At 73.0% G+C, this 16,867-nt stretch carries 17 protein-coding genes; 10 read left to right on the forward strand and 7 right to left on the reverse strand.

Annotated elements, in window-relative coordinates; translation table 11 throughout:
• Positions 1-9: 9 nt before the first annotated feature.
• On the reverse strand, positions 10-1,266 hold the full coding sequence (gene serB / locus V1J52_RS21025) for a phosphoserine phosphatase SerB (RefSeq protein ID WP_330141478.1): 1,257 nt from the start codon (positions 1,264-1,266) through the stop codon (positions 10-12).
• A gap of 180 nt (positions 1,267-1,446) precedes the next feature.
• On the opposite strand from serB, the gene V1J52_RS21030 reads away from it, so the two are divergent.
• Complete coding sequence (locus tag V1J52_RS21030) at positions 1,447-4,020, forward strand: ABC transporter ATP-binding protein/permease (protein WP_443075887.1); 2,574 nt, start codon at positions 1,447-1,449, stop codon at positions 4,018-4,020.
• 146 nt (positions 4,021-4,166) lie between these two features.
• Here V1J52_RS21030 and V1J52_RS21035 read toward each other — a convergent pair whose 3' ends face one another.
• Both V1J52_RS21035 and V1J52_RS21040 read right to left on the reverse strand, forming a co-directional pair.
• Positions 4,167-4,601 (reverse strand): aggregation-promoting factor C-terminal-like domain-containing protein, encoded by a 435-nt coding sequence (locus V1J52_RS21035; protein WP_330141480.1) that lies wholly within the window; start codon positions 4,599-4,601, stop codon positions 4,167-4,169.
• A 347-nt stretch (positions 4,602-4,948) separates the two neighbouring features.
• On the reverse strand, positions 4,949-6,376 hold the full coding sequence (locus V1J52_RS21040) for a cellulase family glycosylhydrolase (protein WP_330141481.1): 1,428 nt from the start codon (positions 6,374-6,376) through the stop codon (positions 4,949-4,951).
• Between the two features lie 438 nt (positions 6,377-6,814).
• On the opposite strand from V1J52_RS21040, the gene V1J52_RS21045 reads away from it, so the two are divergent.
• The 4 genes from V1J52_RS21045 (at position 6,815) to V1J52_RS21060 (ending at position 9,535) form a co-directional block, all read left to right on the forward strand.
• Positions 6,815-7,954, forward strand: a complete 1,140-nt coding sequence (locus V1J52_RS21045) for a GAF domain-containing sensor histidine kinase (RefSeq protein ID WP_330141482.1) — start codon at positions 6,815-6,817, stop codon at positions 7,952-7,954.
• On the forward strand, positions 7,947-8,588 hold the full coding sequence (locus tag V1J52_RS21050; protein WP_330141483.1) for a response regulator: 642 nt from the start codon (positions 7,947-7,949) through the stop codon (positions 8,586-8,588). Before V1J52_RS21045 ends, V1J52_RS21050 begins: the two co-directional genes overlap by 8 nt.
• A 253-nt stretch (positions 8,589-8,841) precedes the next feature.
• On the forward strand, positions 8,842-9,081 hold the full coding sequence (locus V1J52_RS21055; protein ID WP_330141484.1) for a chaplin: 240 nt from the start codon (positions 8,842-8,844) through the stop codon (positions 9,079-9,081).
• 214 nt (positions 9,082-9,295) lie between these two features.
• Positions 9,296-9,535: a chaplin gene (locus tag V1J52_RS21060; protein ID WP_330141485.1), complete on the forward strand. Its 240-nt coding sequence runs from the start codon at positions 9,296-9,298 to the stop codon at positions 9,533-9,535.
• A gap of 81 nt (positions 9,536-9,616) precedes the next feature.
• On the opposite strand, the gene V1J52_RS21065 is transcribed toward V1J52_RS21060, so the two are convergent.
• Positions 9,617-10,405: an Rv1486c family protein gene (locus V1J52_RS21065; protein WP_330141486.1), complete on the reverse strand. Its 789-nt coding sequence runs from the start codon at positions 10,403-10,405 to the stop codon at positions 9,617-9,619.
• A gap of 155 nt (positions 10,406-10,560) precedes the next feature.
• Here V1J52_RS21065 and V1J52_RS21070 point away from each other — a divergent pair, with 155 nt between their 5' ends.
• From V1J52_RS21070 to V1J52_RS21080, 3 genes are all read left to right on the forward strand, one after another.
• Positions 10,561-11,352, forward strand: a complete 792-nt coding sequence (locus tag V1J52_RS21070; RefSeq protein WP_330141487.1) for an ABC transporter ATP-binding protein — start codon at positions 10,561-10,563, stop codon at positions 11,350-11,352.
• Positions 11,353-11,398: 46 nt separating this feature from the next.
• Positions 11,399-11,830: an NfeD family protein gene (locus V1J52_RS21075; protein WP_330141508.1), complete on the forward strand. Its 432-nt coding sequence runs from the start codon at positions 11,399-11,401 to the stop codon at positions 11,828-11,830.
• Positions 11,831-11,936: 106 nt separating this feature from the next.
• Positions 11,937-12,869, forward strand: a complete 933-nt coding sequence (locus V1J52_RS21080; protein ID WP_330141488.1) for an SPFH domain-containing protein — start codon at positions 11,937-11,939, stop codon at positions 12,867-12,869.
• 91 nt (positions 12,870-12,960) lie between these two features.
• Here V1J52_RS21080 and V1J52_RS21085 read toward each other — a convergent pair whose 3' ends face one another.
• Entirely contained in the window at positions 12,961-13,470 is a 510-nt protein-coding gene (locus V1J52_RS21085; RefSeq protein WP_330141490.1) for an HNH endonuclease, read from the reverse strand.
• 445 nt (positions 13,471-13,915) lie between these two features.
• Positions 13,916-14,458 (reverse strand): YbhB/YbcL family Raf kinase inhibitor-like protein, encoded by a 543-nt coding sequence (locus tag V1J52_RS21090; RefSeq protein WP_330141492.1) that lies wholly within the window; start codon positions 14,456-14,458, stop codon positions 13,916-13,918.
• 199 nt (positions 14,459-14,657) lie between these two features.
• Between V1J52_RS21090 and V1J52_RS21095 the strand changes: the two genes are divergently transcribed.
• A complete protein-coding gene (locus V1J52_RS21095; protein WP_330141494.1) occupies positions 14,658-15,098 on the forward strand; it encodes a barstar family protein in 441 nt (146 codons plus the stop codon).
• A 25-nt stretch (positions 15,099-15,123) separates the two neighbouring features.
• Here the strand turns inward: V1J52_RS21095 and V1J52_RS21100 are convergent, their stop codons facing one another.
• Complete coding sequence (locus tag V1J52_RS21100; protein WP_330141509.1) at positions 15,124-15,906, reverse strand: sporulation protein; 783 nt, start codon at positions 15,904-15,906, stop codon at positions 15,124-15,126.
• Between the two features lie 37 nt (positions 15,907-15,943).
• On the opposite strand from V1J52_RS21100, the gene V1J52_RS21105 reads away from it, so the two are divergent.
• Positions 15,944-16,588: a DNA-3-methyladenine glycosylase gene (locus V1J52_RS21105; protein WP_330141495.1), complete on the forward strand. Its 645-nt coding sequence runs from the start codon at positions 15,944-15,946 to the stop codon at positions 16,586-16,588.
• The last annotated feature ends 279 nt before the right edge of the window (positions 16,589-16,867 follow it).

Here is a 16,867-nt window from a genome sequence, read left to right on the forward strand (position 1 = left end):
ACCGGCGGTCTAGAGGGTGTCCGCCGCCTCGACCTCTTCGCGGGTGATCCCCAGCAGGTACAGCACGGTGTCGAGGAACGGCACGTTGACCGCCGTGTGCGCGGCCTCCCGCACCAGCGGCTTCGCGTTGAAGGCCACCCCGAGCCCGGCGGCGTTCAGCATGTCCAGGTCGTTCGCGCCGTCGCCGATGGCGACCGTCTGCGCCAGCGGCACCCCGGCCTGTTCGGCGAACCGGCGCAGCAGCCGTGCCTTGCCCGCCCGGTCGACGATCTCGCCGGTCACCCGGCCGGTCAGCCTGCCGTCCACGATCTCCAGCGTGTTGGCCGAGGCGAAGTCCAGGCCCAGCCGCTCCCGGAGGTCGTCGGTCACCTGCGTGAACCCCCCCGAGACCACGCCCACCTGGTAGCCCAGGCGCTTGAGCGTGCGCACCAGCGTGCGGGCGCCGGGGGTCAGCCGCACCTGTGCGCGGACCTTCTCCACCACCGAGGCGTCCAGCCCGGCCAGCAGCGCCACCCGCGCGTGCAGGGACTCCGCGAAGTCCAGCTCGCCGCGCATCGCCGCCTCGGTCACCTCGGCGACCTTGTCCTCGCAGCCCGCGTGTCCGGCGAAGAGTTCGATCACCTCGTCCTGGATCAGCGTGGAGTCCACGTCCATGACGACGAGCCGCTGGGCGCGCCGCTGGAGGCCCGAGGCGACGACGGCCACGTCCACGCCCCGGACCTTCGACTCCGTCGCCAGCGCGGTGCGCAGCGGCGCCGTCTGCGCCCCCGACACCTCGAACTCCACCGCCGTGACGGGGTACTTGGCGAGCCGGAAGACGCGGTCGATGTTGCCGCCGGTACCGGTGATGCAGGCGGCGATGGCCGCCGTCGCCTCGGCGGTGAGCGGCTGCCCCAGCACCGTCACGTGCGAACGTCCGGTGCCGCGCGGACGGTTGTCGCCACGCCCGGAGATGATCTCGGCCTCCAGCTTCAGCGACTCCGCCCAGCTGTGCACGGTGGCCCGCAGCCCGCCCTCCGTCGCCCCGGAGCCCTCCCCGCCGGGCACCGTGACCAGGGCGCAGAGCGTTATCCGGCCCCGCGTGACCACCTGCTCGATGTCGATCACGGTCAGGGAGTAGGCGGCGAGGGTGTCGAAAAGGCCCGCGGTGATCCCGGGACGGTCCTTGCCGAAGATCTTCACCAGCAGGGTCGGGGTGTCCTCGCCGGGGGAGCCCGGGGAGCCGGGGGCGTCGGCGGGCGGAGGGGGAGTCTGCGTCGCGCTCATGGTGCTCCCACCGTATCGGCAGCCGTCCGCCCCTCGTACGGCCGTCCGCTTCCCGGACGGCCGGTCGCGCACCCGCGTGCGGCCCGGTTTCCGGCTGGCCGGGCTGGCCTGGAATAGTTCCCCACGATGACCGCCATCCCTAGGCCCTCCGCTCGGAGGGATTGCTCGGGGGACAAGTCTGTGGGGCATGGAGTGCCGGAACTCGTACTGGAAGTGAACGGACGGACCTGGACGCTCGATCCGTCCAGGTCGTACGCCGTGGGCCGCGACCCCCAAGGGGACGTCGTGCTGGACGACGCCCGCGTCTCGTGGCGGCACGCGACGCTGCGCTGGGCGGGCCGGAGCTGGGTCCTCAGCGACCCGGGCAGCACCAACGGCACCTACGCGCGGGGCCGCCGCGTCCAGGAGCTGGAGATCGAACCGGGCGCGGTACTCCGTCTGGGTAACGCGACGGACGGGCCGCGCCTGGACTTCACCGGGACGTCCGCGATGACCCGCCCGCAGGCCCCGCAGGCGGCCGTCCCGCAGGCGGCACCCGCCGCGCCCGCCCAGGCCGCGCAGCAGCCCCCGCAGGGCGCGCCGCGGCAGGACGCCCCCGCGGGCTGGCAGCAGGCGCCGCACCAGCAGGTGCCCGTCCGGCCGGACGGGCACCTGGACGCCGCCTGGCCGGCGCACGCCGCGGAGCCGTACGCGGCGGTGCCCGCGCAGACCGGCGGCCCCGGGCCCCAGCCGCCCGCCGCCGGCGTGGGCGACCGCAGCCCGACCACCTTCCACCAGCTCTCCCTGGGCCGCGTCATGCGCATCGGCCGCGCCCTGGAGAACGAGCTGGTCGTCTCCGACCTCCAGGTCTCCCGGCTCCACGCCGAGTTCCTGGCCGGGCCAGACGGGCTGTTCGAGATCCACGACCTCGGCAGCCACAACGGCACCTACGTCAACGGGGAACAGCTCCCGAAGAACGGCCGCGCGCGGATCGGCCCGCACGACATCGTCGGCGTGGGCCACTCCACGTTCCGGCTGGTCGGCGACCGGCTGGAGGAGTTCGTCGACACCGGCGAGGTCTCCTTCGCCGCCCGCCACCTCACCGTCCGGGTCGACGGCGGCAAGACGATCCTCAACGACGTCTCCTTCGGCGTGCCGGAGAAGTCCGTCATCGCGGTCATCGGCCCGTCGGGCTCCGGCAAGTCCACCCTGCTCAAGGCGCTCACCGGCTACCGGCCCGCCAACCAGGGCGAGGTGCTCTACGACAACCGCAACCTCTACACGCACTTCGCCGAGCTGCGGCACCGCATCGGCCTCGTCCCGCAGGACGACATCCTGCACACCGCCCTGCCGGTGCGCACGGCCCTGCGCTACGCGGCCAAGCTGCGCTTCCCCGGCGACGTGGCGGAGGCCGAGCGCAACGCCCGCGTGGAGGAGGTGCTCGCCGAGCTGAAGCTCGACGTCCACGCGGACAAGAAGATCACCTCGCTCTCCGGCGGCCAGCGCAAGCGCGTCTCGGTCGCCCTGGAGCTGCTGACCAAGCCGTCGCTGATCTTCCTGGACGAACCCACCTCGGGACTGGACCCGGGCATGGACCGCGACGTCATGCAGCTCCTGCGCGGACTGGCAGACGACGGCCGCACCGTCCTGGTCGTCACCCACTCGGTGGCCGAGCTCCAGCTGTGCGACAAGCTGCTCGTCATGGCGCCGGGCGGCGGCGTCGCCTACTTCGGCCCGCCCGAGGAGGCGCTCAACTTCTTCGGCTACGACTCCTGGGCGGACGTCTTCTCCGCCTTCGAGAACTACCGCGACTACGACTGGATGGCCCGCTGGCGCGGTTCCCAGCACTACCAGCTCTACGCGGCCGACATCGACGCCGTCGCCCCGCAGCCGGTGGACTGGCAGCGCCGGCCGGCCAAGCTCCAGAAGCCGCAGAGCTGGGCGTCCCAGCTGTGGACGCTGATGCGGCGCTACTCCTCGGTCATCGCCTCCGACCGCGGCTTCATGGGGCTGATGCTGGTCCTGCCCGCGGTCCTCGGCGTGGTCAGCGTCGTCATCCCCTCCGACTTCGGTCTCGGCTTCGGGCCGCAGCGCACCAACTTCACCAACCGCGACGCCAGCACCATCATGCTGATCATCGTGGTCGGCATGTGCTTCTCGGCGGCGGCCAACTCCGTCCGGGAACTGATCAAGGAACGGGTCATCTACGAACGGGAACGGGCCACCGGCCTGTCCCGTTCGGCGTACCTGATGTCGAAGGTGATCGTCCTCGGCCTCATCACCGCCCTGCAAGGCGTGATCATCTGCGTCATCGGCTTCCTGCCGCGCACCATGCCCGCCGAGGGCGTCCTGCTGGCGAACTCGCCGGGCATCGAGATGACCCTCGTCGTCATCGCCCTCGGACTCGCCTCGATGATGTTCGGCCTGATCATCTCCTCGCTGGTCAAGACCGCCGAGAAGACCATGCCGCTGCTGGTCATGTTCGCCATCGTGCAGGTCGTGTTCACCGGAGTCCTCTTCCAGATCCACGACAAGGCGGGCATCGAGCAGCTCGCCTGGCTCATGCCCTCGCGCTGGGCCGTCGCGGGCATGGGCAACACCGCGCAGCTCAACGTGCTGCTGCCCTGGGACACCGCCAACCCCGACCCCCTGTGGGACCACGAGCTGGGCCAGTGGCTGGTCAGCATGGGCGTGCTGCTGGGCATGGCCGCCCTGTGCGGCGTCGTCGTGGCGCGCCTCCTGCGCCGCCACGAACCCGAGGTCATGCGCAAGTAGCGACGCGGGCGAAAGACGCCCGCACACCGACGGCGGCGGCGCCCCGGGAACCACCGGGACGCCGCCGCCGTCGAACCGTGCCGTGCGAGGGGCCGTCGCGCGGGGGCGGGACCCCTCGCGGGCACGCGGGTCTCAGTGCCGGTGGCTCAGTACCAGTGGTTCTGCTGCCAGAAGGCCCAGGCACCGCACGGGCTGCCGTAGCGCTCCTCCATGTACTCCACGCCCCACTCGATCTGCGTGGCCGGGTTGGTCTGCCAGTCGGCGCCGGCCGAGGCCATCTTGCCGCCCGGCAGGGCCTGGACGAGGCCGTAGGCACCGCTGCCGGGGTTCTGCGCGGTGTGGTCCCAGCCGGACTCGCGCTCCACGATCTCGGAGAAGCACCGGAACTGCGCGTCGTCGCCGATCAGGTCCTGGGCGATCTGCCGCGCACCCTCGGGCTGGGCCTGCGGCTGCGCCGCGTGGGCCGTGCCGGTCAGCGCCGACAGCGCCAGCGTCGTCGTGCCGAGCACCGTGGCGGCGAGCGCCAGGGGGCGACGGGTCCGGGTGGTGCGGCGGGGGGTGGAAGCGGTGGTGGCGCGCATGAAGCGGTGAGACCTTCCGGTGGACTGCGGCGCAGACCTCCTGCGCCGGTCAACAGCGTGCGCGAACGGAACATCCGGGGGCAAAGAGGGAACATACGAACGCGCATCGTGGAATACCGCCGCCCGGCCCCGCCACCGCGCCGGGGGCGCGAGCGCGCCGACTAACCGCCTTCGTACGTGACGTGGGTCTCGTGCCCGGCCTCACAGCGGCGGCCTGCCGTCCTCACCCGCGGTGCGGCGGACGTGCGCGCAGCGTCGGGCGGGACGCGTCCCCCGCGAGGCGACGCGAACGGGCGGGCCGCTCCCCGGGGAGCGGCCCGCCCGTCGGCGTCCCGGCGGGACCGTGATCAGCCCGCCGTGCAGGCGTTCCCGTTCAGCGTGAACGCCGCCGGGGCGGCGCCCGCGCCGTCGCCCTGGGCGACGAAGCCCAGCGTGACCGAACCGGCGGGCGCGATACCGGCGGTGTACGACGCGGCCGCCACGCTCACCGAGGCCCCCGACTGGGTGGCGGTGCCGCCCCACAGGTTGGCGACGCGCTGCTGGCCGGGGAAGTCCCACGCGAGCGTCCAGCCGTCGATGGCGGTGGTGCCGGTGTTGCGGATGACGACCTCGCCCTGGAAGCCGTCCTGCCACTGGCCGACGACGCGGAACGACACCGCGCAGGCCGCGTCACCGTCGTCACCGCCCCCGTCGTCACCGCCGCCGTCATCGCCGCCGTAGACCGCGGCCTCCTCGGCGGTCTCGGCGATGCCGTTCGGGCCGTGGATCAGCCGCTCACCCCACGGGGAGAGGGCGTTCGGGTCGAACCCGTTCACCAGGTCCAGGTACTCGACACCGCCGCCGTTGCCGCTCCACGACCAGCCCAGGTAGCCCAGCCCCAGTTCCTCGGCGGTGGCCAGGATGGTGTCCTCGTCCGGGTTGCCGTCGGAGTGGTCGAAGCCGAACTCCCCGACGAGGATCGGCAGACCGGCGTCCACGAAGTGCGTGAGGTAGGAGCGGATCTCGGCCGCCGTGTCGTACACGCCGTACATGTGGACCGAGAAGACGGTGTTGCGGTCCGGGTCGGCGGCGAAGACGGACGCCGCGTTGTCGCGCATCGTGTGGGACCAGTCCTGGCCCCAGTTGGGGGCGTCCACCATGATCGTGTGGTCGAAGCCCGCCGCGCGCAGCTTCTGGATCGCGCCGCGGGTGTCGGCCGTCCAGCGCTCGTAGCCGGTGTTGCCGATCGGCTCGTTGCCGATGTTGAGGATGACGTAGTCCTCCTGGCCGGCCAGCGCGCTGCGCACACTGATCCAGTAGTCGGCCGCCTGGTCGAGGGTCGCGGCGGCGGCCGCCTCCCCGTATCCGGTGGTGTCGTGCACCTCCAGCACGCAGATGAGCCGGTTCTCCTTGCACAGCGAGATGACGTTCGCGACGTCGGCCGTGTCGCTGCGGGTCCACTGGTGGCCGCTGCTGAGGACGACGCGGACGGTGTTGGCGCCTGTCGCCTTGATGTCGGCGAACGAGCCGGTCTGGTGCGTGTACCAGGCGTGCGGGTGGTTCACGCCCCGCATGACGAAGTCGTTCCCGTCGCGCTCCAGCAGCCGTCCGTCACTGACCCGGAATCCGGTGGCCAGCGCGGAGGGCGACTCACCGGCCCGGGCGGAGTGGCCCAGGCCGAGGAGGGCGAGCAGCATGCCGAGCAGGGTGACGGCGGCCGTCGGCAGGGCGAGGCGGCGGCGGACGGTGCCGCCGCGCCCCGGGACCGGCGGCGCGGGAGGTGGTGCGGTACTCATCTGCGGCTCCGAGTGGTGAGTGGGGGAGTGCGGACCGTGCTGCCCGGACCTGGCAGTTTTGGACAGCGCCGACAGCGCATGGGCAGGCGGCACCGGCAGTGCTGGCAGCGCTGACCGTCGTGCCAGCGCTGACAACGTTGTCCGCTTCGCGGCGCGGGAGTCCCTTCATCGGCTGGTCCGGTGGGCCGGTGAGCGCGTCGGCGCGTGCGGCCGGGTGGCGGGACACGATTGGGAGCGCTCCCATACCGAGCCCCGCCAGGTGCCCCGGTACGGCCAATATCAAGCCATCGTCAGCATGACCGCGTCAAGACGTCGGACACGGTTCCGTGTCCGTGCGTGACCGGGCGGACGCGACGCGCACGGCCTACGTCCCCCGGCCCGGTCCGCTCGGCCGTCCGCCCGATCCCCGGTCCGCCCCGCCCGCAGTAGCGTGGGGCCATGGTGATCAGAACCGGGCTGGCCGCAGTCAGCGCTGCCCTCCTCGCCATGAACCGGCAGCTCGAAGTGCGCGACGTCCTCCAGACGATCGTCCGCTCGGCCCGGGAACTGGTGGACGCCGAGTACGCCGCCCTCGGCGTGCCGGACGACCGCGGCGGCTTCGCCCAGTTCGTCGTCGACGGCGTCAGCGACGCCCAGTGGAAGGCCATCGGGCCGCTGCCCCGGCAGCACGGCATCCTGGCGGCGATGCTCCACGACGCCGCCCCGCAGCGCCTCGACGACGTCCGCCGCGACCCCCGCTTCGAGGGCTGGCCCGACGCCCACCCCGAGCTGTCCGACTTCCTCGGCATGCCCGTGGCCGACGGCGACGAGGTCCTCGGCGCCCTCTTCCTGGCCAACAAGCGCTGCCCCGGCCCGCGCCCCGGCTGCGCCTTCACCCAGGAGGACGAGGACCTGCTGCGCCTCCTCGCCGAGCACGCGGCCCTCGCTCTCACCAACGCCCGCCTGCACGAACGCGCCCGGGAGGTGACCATCGCGGGGGAGCGCACCCGCATCGCGCACGAGCTGCACGACGCCGTCTCCCAGAAGCTGTTCTCGCTGCGGCTCACCGCCCAGGCCGCCACCGCGCTCGTCACCCGCGACCCGGAGCGGGCCAGGGACGAACTGCGCCAGATCACCCGGCTCGCCGCCGACGCCGCCGACGAACTGCGCGCCGCCGTCGTGGAGCTGCGTCCGGCCGCGCTGGAGGAGGACGGACTCGTCGCCACCCTGCGCACCCAGGTGCGGGTGCTCGACCGGGCGCACGCCGCCGCCGTCACCTTCGAGGCCCACGACGTCCGCGCGCTGCCCGCCGCGCAGGAGGAGGCGGTGCTGCGCGTGGCGCAGGAGGCCCTGCACAACGCGCTGCGGCACTCCGGGGCCGCCCGTGTGACCGTGGCGCTCAGCCGCGAGGACGGCGGCGCGCTCCTGCGGGTCGCCGACGACGGCCGGGGCTTCGACCCGTCCGCCGTCCGCCGCGCGGGCCGCCACCTGGGGCTGGTGTCCATGCGCGACCGCGCCGCCTCCGTGGGCGGACGGCTCGACGTGCGCTCCGCGCCCGGCAAGGGCACGGAGATCGAGATGGAGGTGCCCGGTGGGTGACCCGATCCGCGTGCTGCTCGTCGACGACCACCAGGTCGTGCGCCGCGGGCTGCGTACCTTCCTGGAGGTCCAGGACGACATCGAGGTGGTCGGTGAGGCGGGCGACGGCGCCACCGGCGTCGAGCGCGCCCAGGAGCTGGCGCCGGAGGTGATCCTGCTCGACGTCAAGATGCCCGGGACCGACGGCGTCGAGGCGCTGCGGCGGCTGCGCGCACTCGACCATCCTGCGCGGGTGCTCGTCGTCACCAGCTTCACCGAGCAGCGCACCGCCGTCCCGGCCCTGCGCGCGGGCGCCGCCGGCTACCTCTACAAGGACATCGACCCCGACGCGCTGGCCGCGGCGATCCGCTCCGTCCACGCGGGGCACGTGCTGCTGGAGTCCGAGGTGGCGGCGGCGCTGCTGACCCAGGAGACGGCTCCGGCGGGCCCGCAGCGCGAGGGCGGCCTCACCGAGCGGGAGCGCGAGGTGCTCGGGCTCATCGCCGACGGCCGGTCCAACCGGGAGATCGCCCGCGCGCTGGTCCTCTCGGAGAAGACCGTCAAGACGCACGTCTCCAACATCCTCATGAAGCTGGACCTCGCCGACCGCACGCAGGCCGCGCTGTGGGCCGTCCGCCACGGCGTCGCCACCTGACCGGACGCCTGCCGGGGCGGCCCGCCCGCCGGCCCGCCCGCCGGACCGCCCCGCCGGTCCGGCCCCGCCCGCAGCGGCGGGGCGGTGGCGCGCCGTACCCGGGACGCGCGACGCCCCGCGCCCGGTTCTCTTCCTATCGGAGATTCATACCGTCGTGTGATGAACACCCGAACGGCGCAACCCGAGGAGCCCCCGGACGTTCTCCATGGCGGCTGCGGCGCATGGCCGCGGCGATACCAAGGAGATAGTGGACATGAACCAGTTCAAGAAGCTCACCGCCGTCACGATGCTGGCCGGCGGCATCCTCGCCGCGGGCGCCGGTGCCGCCTCCGCCAGCGCGGGCGCGAACGGCGCCGCCGTCAACTCGCCCGGCGTCGCCTCCGGCAACGTGGTCCAGGTCCCCGTGCACATCCCGGTCAACGCCTGCGGCAACACCGTCAACGTCGTCGGTCTGCTGAACCCCGCCTTCGGCAACGTCTGCGTCAACGCCTGAGGCACGGCGGCGACCGCCGCACCCCTCACCCGGCCCCCAGGAGACTTCCTGGGGGCCGGTCCTGTCCCGGGGGCGCGCGGCAGGGCCGCGCTGCTCCGAATGGGGGGTGCGCGCGGGGGGCCCGTGTCGTCGTCCGCCGCCCGCCGTTGCTCAGCGTGCGGCCCGACCGGGCCGCCTTGCAGGCACATCCGACCAGTCCAGGAGGACACTCCCCATGAACGCAGCCAAGAAGGCCGCCGTCGCCCTCGCCGCCGCAGGTGCCGCCGCGGGCGGCGCGGCCGGCAGCGCCGCCGCCGACGCCCACGGCGAGGCCGCCGCGGTCGGCTCGCCGGGCGTGCTCTCCGGCAACATCCTCCAGATCCCGGTGCACATCCCGGTCAACCTCTGCGGCAACACCGTCAACATCATCGGTCTGCTGAACCCGGCCATGGGCAACGTCTGTGTGAACGACTGACGCGGCAGCCACCCGCGTCACCGGCTGCCCCAGGCCCCCGCGGTCTGGGGCACGTCGCCCGTTCCGGGCCCGCCCCGGCCGCTACGCGCGGCGGCTCTCCCGCTCCTCCACGTACGCGTTGTACGCCGCCACCTGCGCCCGCCGCGCCATCCGCTCCACCGGACGCAGCAGCTCGTCACGCGCCGCCATCTGGCCAGCGCTGACCGCCGCCCCCGGCTCGGCCCCTTCCGCGATGGCCACCAGCGCCCCCACCCGCTGCGCCAGCTCCAGCACCCGCACCGCCCGCGGCGGATACCCGGGCGCGAGCACCTGCCGCCCCGCCTCCATCCGCGCCTGGTACGCGGCGAGGGCCGCCCGCGCGACCGGTCCGGAACCGGCCACGTCCAGCCGCGTCAGCGCCTCCGTCGCCTCGCGCAGCGCCTGCGCCAGCTCCCGTTCCGCCTCGCCCAGCGACGGCACGTCCGCGGGCGGCGCCTCACGCACCGGCAGGCAGCGCCACACCACCTCCACGTGCACGTCCCCGGCGGGGCCGGCCTCCCGCACCTCCGGCACCAGCCCGAGCGCCACACCGGCGACGGCCACCGCCTCCCCGGCCTCCAGCGCCGTGGCGTTGAACTCCGGCGGACCACTCAGCCCCAGCGGGTGCCCCGGCACCGGCAGCGCCACCCGCAGCCCGGCCGCGCCGAGCGTCCGCAGCCGCCCCAGCGCGAGCGTCAGCCCCACGGGCCCGTCCTCCCCGGGCACGCCGGCCACCCGGTGCCCGGCGTCCTGCGCGACGATCCGCGCCACCGCGTCGTCCGGCGACACCATCCCGGCGAGCAGGGCGTTCCCCCAGGCGGTCAGCCGCCCCGAACGAGGTTCCTCCAGCATCCCCCCAGGCTAAACGGACGCCCGCGCGCGACGGCCCGTCCGCCGCCGACCCGGCAGCCTGAAGGCCCCGCCGTCGGCACGGTGGCGTAGGTTTTCCCTGGGGACTGTGCCCACCGGCACAGGCGAAGGCGACTGCAATGGGAGACGACGCGCTCATGAGCGATGTACTGGAGCTGGTGGACGTATCCGTGGTCCGCGACGGTCGGGCTCTGGTGGACGACGTCTCCTGGTCGGTCAAGGAGGGTGAGCGCTGGATCATCCTCGGCCCCAACGGCGCGGGCAAGACGACCCTGCTCAACCTCGCCTCCAGCTACCTCTTCCCCTCCACCGGCACGGCCGCGGTCCTCGGCGAGCGCCTCGGCGCGGTGGACGTCTTTGAGCTGCGTCCCCGCATCGGCGTCTCCAGCAGCGCGCTCATCGACAAGCTGCCCCGCCAGCAGACGGTGCTCCAGACCGTCCTCACCGCCGCCTACGGCATGACCGCGAGCTGGCGGGAGAACTACGACACCGTGGACGAGGACCGCGCCCGCGCCTTCCTCGACCGGCTCGGCATGAGCGCCTACCTCGACCGCCGGTTCGGGACGCTGTCGGAGGGCGAACGCAAGCGCACCCAGATCGCCCGCTCCATGATGGCCGACCCCGAGCTGCTGCTGCTGGACGAGCCCGCGGCCGGGCTCGACCTCGGCGGCCGCGAGGACCTGGTCCGCCGCCTCGGCCGGCTCGCCCGCGACCCCTACGCGCCGTCCATGATCATGGTCACCCACCACGTCGAGGAGATCCCGCCCGGGTTCACCCACGTCCTCATGATCCGCCAGGGCAAGGTCCTCACGGCGGGCCCGCTGGAGACGGAGATGACCTCCGCGAACCTGTCGCGCTGCTTCGGCCTGCCCCTGGTCGTCGAGCGCGTCGGCGAGCGCTGGACGGCCAACGGCCTGCCGCTGGCTTGATCCCGACGCCCGTACGGCCTGTGCGGGCAGGCCCCCGGCGCCTATGATGATCCTCGTGGACGCATGGCTGTGGTGGCTGATCGCCGCCGTGGGGCTCGGCATCCCCCTCGTGCTCACCGCGATGCCCGAACTGGGCATGCTCGCGGTCGGCGCCGGGGCGGGTGCCCTCGTCGCCGCGCTCGGCGGCGGTGTCGTCGCGCAGGTCGCCGTCTTCGCGGTCGTCTCGACCGCGCTCATCCTCGTCGTCCGGCCGGTGGCACGCCGCATGCGCGCCCAGCGCCCGGAACTGGCCAGCGGAGTGGACGCCCTCAAGGGCCGCCCGGCCATGGTGGTGGAACGGGTCGACGGCAACGGAGGCCGGGTCAAGATCGGCGGCGAGGTGTGGTCGGCCCGAGCGCTGGACGCGGGAGACGCCTACGAACCCGGCCGGACGGTCGACGTGGTGGAGATCGACGGGGCCACCGCCGTCGTGATGTGATGGCACAAGGACGATCAGGCCGTCACGATCCGTCAGCACCGCACGTCATCCACGCCAGCCAGTTCGCTCCGCTCAGCCACGTCAGTCACGAGTCCAGGGGGACGCGATGGACGCCGTCATCATCGTCCTGATCATCCTGGTGGTGCTGGTCTTCATCGCACTCATCAAGACGATCCAGGTCATTCCGCAGGCGAGCGCCGCCATCGTCGAGCGCTTCGGCCGCTACACCCGTACCCTCAACGCGGGCCTCAACATCGTCGTGCCGTTCATCGACACGATCCGCAACCGCATCGACCTGCGCGAACAGGTCGTGCCCTTCCCGCCGCAGCCGGTGATCACCCAGGACAACCTGGTCGTCAACATCGACACCGTCATCTACTACCAGGTCACCGACGCCCGCGCCGCGACCTACGAGGTCGCCAGCTACATCCAGGCCATCGAACAGCTCACCGTCACCACGCTGCGGAACATCATCGGCGGCATGGACCTGGAGCGGACGCTCACCTCCCGCGAGGAGATCAACGCCGCCCTGCGCGGTGTCCTGGACGAGGCCACCGGCAAGTGGGGCATCCGCGTCAACCGCGTCGAACTCAAGGCCATCGAGCCGCCCACCTCCATCCAGGACTCGATGGAGAAGCAGATGCGCGCCGACCGCGACAAGCGCGCGGCCATCCTCCAGGCCGAAGGTGTGCGGCAGTCGGAGATCCTCCAGGCCGAGGGCCACAAGCAGTCGGAGATCCTGCGCGCCGAAGGTGACGCCAAGGCCGCCGCCCTGCGCGCCGAGGGTGAGGCCCAGGCCATCCGCACCGTCTTCGAGTCCATCCACGCCGGGGACCCGGACCAGAAGCTGCTCTCCTACCAGTACCTCCAGATGCTGCCGAAGATCGCGGAGGGCGACGCCAACAAGCTCTGGATCGTGCCGAGCGAGATCGGCGATGCCCTCAAGGGCCTCGGCGGCGCGCTGGACGGCTTCAAGAACCCGGGCGGCGGCGGAGCGGCCATGACGAAGCGCCCGCCCGAGCGGCCGCCCATCGACTGACCGCCCCTCCGTCACGGCAAAGGCGTCGGCCCCGGTGCGCACCGCACCGGGGCCGACGCCATGTCGTACGAAGGCAGGACGACCGGAGAGGTCAGGCCGGAGCCCGGAGCCCCGCCCAGACCGGCCGCGCCCCGCCGTCCCGCAGCCCCAGAGCGAGCAGCAGGGTGTCGGCGGGCGTCGGCTCGAACGGCTGGGACAGCAGCCGCATCCCCGCCTGCGCCGGGGTCCTGGCCGCCTTGCGGTGGTTGTCCTCCGCGCAGGCGGCGACGGTATTCAGCCACGTGTCACCGCCACCGTGCGACCGCGGGACGACGTGGTCCACCGTGGTCGCACGCCGCCCGCAGTACGCGCACCGGTGCCGGTCCCGCACGAGGACACCGCGCCGCGACCACGGCGCCCGTTGTCGGAACGGGACCCGCACGTACCGGCTGAGTCTGATCACCTGCGGCACCGGCAGCTCCACGTGGGCCGCCCGTACCCGAAGCCCCGGATGCGCCTGCTCCACGACGGCCTTCTCCTGCATGACCAGCACCACGGCCCGCCGCAGCGACACCGTCGACAACGGTTCGAAGCTCGCGTTGAGCACCAGTGTCTCCCGCATCCCGACCACCTCCCCGTCCGCCCCCGCCCCTCGGCGGGTGGCACCACTGTGCCGCTGCCCGTACCGGGGAACAACGCAATTTCCCCCCGGTGTACGGCGGATGACCGCCGCCCGGCCCACGGCTCACGACGCGGCCACATCACGGGGGCAAGGGGAGAGGCACGGGGAAGGGCGCCAGGCAGCGGGCGCGGAGAGGAGGGAAGAGAACCGGGGGAGAGGCGGGAGACGGTGACGAGGAGCTGGCCAGGGCGGCGCGGGACGCAGGGCGAGGCGGGCAGCCGGCGCGGTCGTCCCGCCTCACGGCCGGACTCCGGCAGACGCCGTGCGCGTGTGCGCCCCGCCGTCCCCGCGAAGCGGTGCCGACTGCCCGGCACCACTGTGCGGCTCCCGACGGGCGGGGCGCAACGCGTTTTCCCCGCGGCCGCCACCGGCGTCCGCACGGGGATCAGGAGCCTGCGGGCACCTCGTACTCGCCGACGAGCTGCGCCCGTCCGATCGCCTTGAAGCGCAGGTTGAAGCCCACGACGGCCGGGGTGGCGTCCGCGTCGGCCCCGAGGGTCTCCTCGCCCACGGCGTACACCGTGAAGACGTACCGGTGCGGGCCGTCACCCGGCGGCGGCGCGGCCCCGGCGAAGCCCCGGTCGCCGTAGTCGTTGCGGACGTGCACCGCGCCCTCGGGGAGCCCGGTGAAGTCCCCCGAACCGGCCCCGGCGGGCAGCTCGGTCACCGAGGCGGGCAGGTCGAAGACGCTCCAGTGCCAGAACCCGCTGCCCGTCGGCGCGTCCGGGTCGAAGCAGGTGACCGCGAAGCTCCTCGTCTCCGGCGGGAACCCCTCCCAGCGCAGGTGCGGCGAAGTGTTCCCGCCGGCCTGCACCTGGTCCGGCTTCAGGCGCGCGCCCTCCGACACGTCGTCACTGACCACCGTGAAGGACGCCACCGGGGGATGGAAGGCGTGGGGGAGCGGGGGGCGCTGCTTCTGCTCGGTCACGTCAGAACCTCCAAGTCGTCGGCATCAGTGGCACCACTGACATGCCCGGCCAGCCTAACCAGCGACGGCCGTCCCGCCTGGGACCATGGCCGGGCACTCCCCGCCACCCGTTTCCCGCGGTGGCTGAGGCATCATCACCGCCACAGCGGGGAGCCGTACCCACAGCAGTGCCGACGACCCCTACCGCGATGGTGAGACCATGAACGGCCCCGACAGCACGCGTTCCTTCCCGCAGGCCGACCTCTCCGGCGTGCTCGACGGCTCCCTGCCGCCGGGTGTCTACCGCTGGCAGCCCGACGCGGGCGACCCGGGACCGGCCATCGGCCCGGAGGAGGCCGGGTGGCACAGCACCCCCGTCGACCTGCACGGCGTCCGCGACGGGAACGGCTTCCTCAGCCGGTGCGCCACCGGCTTCGGCTTCCCCGACCCCGCCGGCCGGGGCTGGGACGCCCTCGCCGACTCCCTCACCGACCTCGGCTGGACGGACGCCCCGCAGCGGGGCCGCCTCGTCCTGGTCCGCGGCTGGGACGTCTTCGCCCAGGCCGCGCCCGAGGACGCGGCGGCCGCCGCGGACGTCCTCACCACGGCGACCGCCTTCTGGGCGCGCCGCGCGGCCCCCATGACGGTGCTGCTCAGCTGAGCAGTGCCCCGGGGGCCGGGCTCCCTCAGAACCAGTTGCGCCGGCTGCCGACCTCGGCCAGCCACTGGTTGAGGTAGCCCGTCCAGTCCGTCTGCCGGAAGTTCTCCAGGTCCATCGGGAAGCAGCGGAAGGAGTCGCTGCCTCCGGAGAACAGTCCCGGCTTCTTGTCCATCTCCAGGACGACGTCCATGGCCTGCCCGTCCGCGACGAAGGTCAGCTCCACCTCGCTCAGGCCCCGGTACTGCGGCGGCGCGTAGAACTCGATCTCCTGGTAGAACGGCAGCCGCTGCCGGGTTCCGTGGACGCGTCCCTGCTCCAGGTCCGCGCCCTTGAAGCGGAACCCGAGCCCGCCGAAGGCGTCCAGGATCGCCTGCTGGGCGGGCAGCGGGTGGACGTGCACGGGGTCGAGGTCGGTGGAGTCGACGGCCCGCGCGATGTCCAGCCGTGTCGACACCCCGACGTGCATGCCCGGGAGGTGGTGTCCCATGAAGACGGTGACGGGCGTCTCCCAGGGGATCTCCAGCGCGAACGGCACGACGTGCGTCGCGCCCGGTGCCAGGTCGAAGGCCCCGCCGAGCTGCTGGCGGTGGAACTCGACGTCCCGCACCGTCTCCTGGTCCTGGCTCTCCACCTCGACCTTGCCCTGGAGCCCCACCGACAGCCCCTGGACCCGTTGTTCCACCGAGCCGCCCTCGATGCGCACCTCACCGTGCACGACACCGCCCGGCAGCACGTTCGGCTCCGAGAGCACCGTCTCGACCGAACCCCCGCCGAATCCCACACTCGCCAACAGCTTCTTGAACGCCATCTCGTCCTTCCCCGCCACTCGACTACCCTCGACTGGCATGTTCGTCGCCCGTGACCGTACCGCCCTGCCCCGAGCCTTCTTCGACCGTCCCGTCCTTGAGGTGGCCCAGGACCTCCTGGGACGCGTCCTGGTCCGCACGACGCCGGAGGGGCCGATCGAGGTGCGGCTGACCGAGGTGGAGGCGTACGAGGGCGAACGCGATCCCGGTTCCCACGCCTACCGGGGACGCACCGCGCGCAACGCCTCCATGTTCGGACCGCCCGGGCACGCCTACGTCTACTTCACCTACGGCATGTGGCACTGCCTGAACCTCGTCTGCGAGGCCGACGGGACGGCCGCCGGGGTCCTCCTGCGGGCGGGGGAGGTGCTGACGGGCGCCGACATTGCCCGTTCCCGCCGCCCCACCGCCCGCCGGGACGACGAGCTGGCCAAGGGACCGGCCCGGCTCGCCACGGCGCTGGACGTGGACCGCGGACTGAACGGCACCGACCTGTGCGGCGGTTCGCGGGAGGCACCGCTGCGGCTCCTGGCGGGCGACCCGCCCAGTCGCGGCCTCGTCCGGACCGGACCGCGCACCGGTGTCGGCGGTGAGGGAGCCGGGCACCCGTACCGCTTCTGGATCGACGGCGACCCGACCGTCAGCCCGTACCGGCCGCACCAGCCGCGCCGTCGCAAGACGTGACTTGACTCCGGGCGACGCGATGCGTAATGTAGTCCGAGTCGCTGAACGCAGGCAGAGCTTTCACAAGGATCAATCGCAGATGGATCTGGTGGACGCGCCGCACACAGTGGCCAACCACTACTCTCGAATCCCGGAGCGGGATGTCTTTCGGCACGCCGAAAACATTCCGGACAGCCCGATTAGGAACTGGGCGGGACCTTCGCTAAAGTAGTGGACACACCGAAGGGAAGCGCCCGGAGGGAAGCCTGAAAGGGTCTTCCGAAGGAAGCGTCCGTTTCT

Origin of the sequence: Streptomyces solitudinis (assembly GCF_036323765.1) — a bacterium.
GTDB lineage: Bacteria > Actinomycetota > Actinomycetes > Streptomycetales > Streptomycetaceae > Streptomyces.